Origin of the sequence: Kurthia gibsonii (assembly GCF_006539985.1) — a bacterium.
Taxonomy (GTDB): domain Bacteria; phylum Bacillota; class Bacilli; order Bacillales_A; family Planococcaceae; genus Kurthia; species Kurthia gibsonii.
Window position 1 is genome coordinate 1 of record NZ_BJOB01000108.1, and the last position, 1,039, is coordinate 1,039.

General features: G+C 36.2%; 1 protein-coding gene. It reads left to right on the plus strand.

From position 1 onward, the window contains the following. Nucleotides 1–305: 305 nt before the first annotated feature. A partial coding sequence (locus tag KGI01_RS13660) for an MFS transporter (RefSeq protein WP_141275138.1) occupies nt 306–1,039 on the plus strand: 734 nt, incomplete at its 3' end.

Consider the following 1,039-nt stretch of genomic DNA (forward strand, 5'->3'; position numbering starts at 1 on the left):
TTGTTTCTCTCTTTTTTTGTTGTTAGAATCAAGTAAAGGATTATTTATTATCAACTCTTTTCTTTTTCTAATGTTATCTATGATGTAATTTTATGCTCATTATAGCCAAGAGCTTCGTTTCTAATAGCATTTGAGGTTGTCTTTTATGTTATCAACCTCTTTATTATTTTTGTTTGTTCTACGGTCGTTTAGAAAGGATTCTTTTTTCTGAAATTCCAATTGTCGATTAAAATAAAATTGTTTCAATTTCAATTCCTCCGTTTCATTTGTTAAGTTAATTATACCATTTTTCGGAGGTTGCTATCGTGGAATACATTGAAAAAGGATCACGCGCTTTTCGTTTTACCACATTCGCTTTATTTGCGGGTGCTTTTAGTACGTACGCCAATCTTTACATGACGCAACCTGTTCTTCCCATGATTGCTGATACATTTAATATCTCACCAGCAACAGCTTCTCTCTCGCTCTCTTTAACAACTGTTGCACTTGCTATTTGTATGTTAATTGTCGGCTCTGTTTCTGAAGCATGGGGACGAAAAAATTTAATGACTTTCTCAATGGTAGCTGTAGCCATTCTATCTATTGCAATTGCTTTTGCTCCTTCCTTTGGCGCTTTACTCACATTACGCATTATTCAAGGTGCTGTTTTTGCTGGTTTGCCCGCGATTGCCATGGCTTATTTAGGAGAAGAAATTGAACCGAAAAGTCTAGGCATTGCGATGGGTCTCTATGTAAGCGGAAGCTCAATTGGTGGACTTGCAGGACGCGTTATAATGGGGGCTGTCAGTGATGTCTATGACTGGCATATCGCTATGCTCTCCATCGGTGTTTTAAGTTTAATTTTGGCTGTCGCATTCTATCTTTTACTACCAAAATCGAAACATTTTGTTCCTGCAAAATTAGCCTTTAAACCTTTAGCATATTCTATGTTCGAACATCTAAAAGATCCAGGTCTACTTCTGTTATTTAGTCTTGGTTTTGTTTTAATGGGTTCATTCGTAACGCTCTATAATTATATTAGCTTTTTACTAATCGCTCC